Here is a 3,506-nt window from a genome sequence, read left to right as displayed (position 1 = left end):
AAAAGTATATTGCACTCCGTCAATCCAAACTATACCACCTGTTCTTGTAATGGTTATAGTGTTTGTTGCAATACCAGTAACTAATGTTACTTGCTGTAACACATCATTAGGTCCCGCATTAAATGTAGTACTAGCAGTACCATCAGAAATTGTAACAACACCAGCATTTGTATCTCTTGCAATACTTACAATTATAGATGTTCCCGCAGGCACAGTATGCTGTAATGTGATTGTTAAAGTTGTGTTGGTTCCGTCAACAGAAGCACAGTTAGCCGCTGATGCGGCAGCACCTAATGCTGAAATAGCACCTGTTGCGTTTGCAGGAACATTACCCCCTATAGCAGAAAGACCATTCCCAACTACTGGAGCTCCAGATGTGGCAATTGATGTTCCATTAAAAGTAGTATTAACAACTACAGCAGGAACAGTAATTGTTGAAGTACCGGCTCCACTTAAAGTCGTTGTTATAGATGCTCCACCATTGATATTATATGTTACAATAGCATTAGGAGTTCCTGTCAAATTGAAAACCGCATTATTTCCGGAACAAACAGGAGAAGTTGATGTAACCGCCAAAGTTGGTGGTGCAGCAATAGTTACAGAAGTTGTTGCCGTAGTTATTGGACAACCACCACCTGCTGGAATTGTATATGTTACCGTATAAGTACCAGGGGTGCTTGTGCTTGGTGTAATTCCCGTAGCAGCATTAATCGTCAAACCAACTGTAGAACTGTAGGTTCCACCTGTGAAAACTCCAGTTCCTGTAAGGGTTACTGCTTGTGAACCAGCTGAAGTACAAAATGGTGAGCCGGTATAACTAATTGAAGCAGTAGGACAAACACAAGTTGCATTAACAGTTACATTTCTTCTGTATTGACATCCGAATTCATCGGTTACCGTAAATGAATACACGTATGACCCAGCGGTTGGAAAAGGTCCTATCGTCACATTATTAGTCAACTGATTTCCTACACATGGACCTGGTGGCGGGCAAGATGGTCCTGGGTTATTAACAACTGTACTTGTAGTTGTTTGAGCCGGTACTGCTGGCCCTGAACCAGAAGTTGTCCAAGTAGCGGTAGCTAAATCCGGTGTAATTGTTTGAAGACTTGCATAACAAGAAGAAGGAAATGTTAACGACCAATTCGATAATACTCCGTCATCGGAACTGATATTATCAACAACTTTCAATGTCCATACTCCATTCATTGCCGCTCCGTTTAAAGCAGTAAAAGGATTCGTTGAAGTATATGTTTGAGGAATATAGTAAGATCCACCTGTCTCACAAACTCCAGTATAGGCACATAAACCGTTGGTTGTTGGAGGAGCTGCAGTTGTACTGGCAACATTTGTCCAAGATGCACCTCCTGAGTTTACAACAGAATAAGTTGCTGTACATCCCGGAACACCATCTGTAGCACCATCAGAACAAGCACCAAAATGCCCCGGACTGCTTGGTGCGTGCTGATCAAAAAGAATTACCGACTCACCGGTTGGCGCAATCAAAATAATATCTAAATCTCCGGTATAGGAATGCTCTATATCAAAGGTAACTGTTGGATAACATCCTGCAGAAATTGTAGCTCCCGGCGTAAATAACCCTGAAAAGTCAAGGGTTGAATTATAGCTTGAACCGGAACCATCGGGTAAATTAATTGGCCCCGAAATCACAGAAGGTGTCGACTGAATTATTGTTTGAGAGACGGCTGCTCCATTTAACGTAACAGAATTACCACAATTGACCGTTACTGGAGATGCCGAAGTCCCCGTAAAAAGAGGTTCAGGCATTACACGAATTGTCCTTGTAACTGAATTTGCACTGAGACACCCTAAAGGATCGGTACTGAAATTATTATTTCTTACTCTTAACCTTACAACATACAATCCCCCTGTTGTTGGAAACGTATGGGTTGTATTAGGTGTAGCCGTTATATTGTTTGTTCCATCTCCCCAATCCCATTCGTAACGAACTAAACTTCCTGAAGATGTGGTTGAATTAGACGCATTAAAAGCTACAGTTGATGAACCGGGAGTTAATGATGTCGAAGGACAAATATTCACCGGAGACGAATCAACCAAAGCAGCTACCGGTGGCGTACATGGTGTCACACAGGAAATCGTTGCCGACCATCCAGCATATTGAAAACTACCATCTGAAATAAAGCGAAAAGACAAACAACCGTCTGGACTAGTAGAAGTGATACTAAAAGGTACAGTTGGAAGTCCCATAAATCGATCTGCTGCAGTACCAGGTGCCCCCGCTGCATTTGCATGCCAAACATCCAGGTAATCATAGCCTGACTCGGTATCAAATGCGGTAAATGTTATTCTGACTTTATCACCCGGAGTCGATGGGCAAAATGTAATGGTACTATTTTGACTGGCAGCGTAATCACTATTATTCCCACCATCTCTAAATGTACCTGAACAAGTAGAAACTGTAGGATTGGCACCATTCGCCATTGTATAAGTCTGACCTAATACAACACTACTAATCAATAAAAAAAGTAGCGTTAAAAAGTAGTTATTCTTCATAAGTACTTATTTTATAATTGTTAGTTTGGTTTTCAGTTTTTGATCAAAAGCATATATGTACCATAATTCTGCATCAGTGTAAACAGACTTGACTTTTGGAGAAAGTGAACTAATAAAAGCTCTTCCGGTAATATAGTATTGATAATATTCCGGCGTTATTGTTTTGTACTTTTCAATTTCACTTTCCGGAATGTTCTTTAAGAACCTTAAATCTTCTTGCGTGTAGGGTTCAGTCGACTGTTTACCATTTAACTTGTGTGACAAATCAAAAATTTTCATTTTGACAGGCATTTGATACCCCGGAGGCAAATTATATTTCTCCTGATTTCCCTTACTTGAATTATTTTGTGCCAAAGCAGCATCAGAAAAGAACATTAAAACTAAAGCGAATAAAAAATACAGATGTTTCATAACAACTTTTTTAAATATTTATGGACAGTTAAAACAAAATGAAATATTTCTAAATGATCGAAAACCAAACCTATTGAGTATTATGATGTGTTTAAAACCAAAGTCTTTAAAATGCTCCTATTCTGCATAAACTTTGAAAAACAAAAATTAAAGTATTTTCCCATTATATTAAAGAAATATTAAAGTTTTGTTAATTAACAAATATGCAAAAGTTTAGTAATAAAAAAAAGTATTGTTAACAAAAAAACAAAAAACAGTTAATTATCCCTAAATCACTGATGTTTTCAAACGTATCATATTAACATTTCCACTCTTTTTTTAAGTTATTTTCGATTTAAAAGGTTTTAAAAACAATTCTTTGTTTCGTTACAATACAAAAAAAGCCGCCCAAAGGCAGCTTTTTTTTGTTATTAAATTATAAATATTAACGTTTCATAGAGAAGTGCGCTTTGAAGATACGCTCCTCTTTATTCACTCCGTCTTTAAACTTAACCGTAAACCAGTAATCTGTTGAAGGTAATGGTTCTCCGTTATACGTCCCGTTCCAGCCTTCTCCTACA

Annotated in this window: 3 protein-coding genes; all 3 read right to left on the bottom strand. The window is 38.2% G+C overall.

All coding sequences use genetic code 11. The features are described 5' to 3' along the window. Positions 1-2,535, bottom strand: a 2,535-nt coding sequence (locus tag FCR2A7T_RS14450) for a PKD domain-containing protein (protein ID WP_117614414.1), incomplete at its 3' end; no start/stop codon positions are given. Between the two features lie 6 nt (positions 2,536-2,541). Continuing rightward, positions 2,542-2,946, bottom strand: a complete 405-nt coding sequence (locus FCR2A7T_RS14445; protein WP_023572047.1) for a hypothetical protein — start codon at positions 2,944-2,946, stop codon at positions 2,542-2,544. Between the two features lie 424 nt (positions 2,947-3,370). After that, on the bottom strand, positions 3,371-3,506 hold a 136-nt coding region (locus FCR2A7T_RS15380; protein WP_131494804.1), incomplete at its 5' end, for a T9SS type B sorting domain-containing protein.

The organism is Flavobacterium cauense R2A-7 (genome assembly GCF_000498475.1).
Classification (GTDB): domain Bacteria; phylum Bacteroidota; class Bacteroidia; order Flavobacteriales; family Flavobacteriaceae; genus Flavobacterium; species Flavobacterium cauense.
The sequence above is the reverse complement of the archived record's forward strand: the minus strand, read 5'-3'. Positions and strand labels throughout refer to the sequence as shown.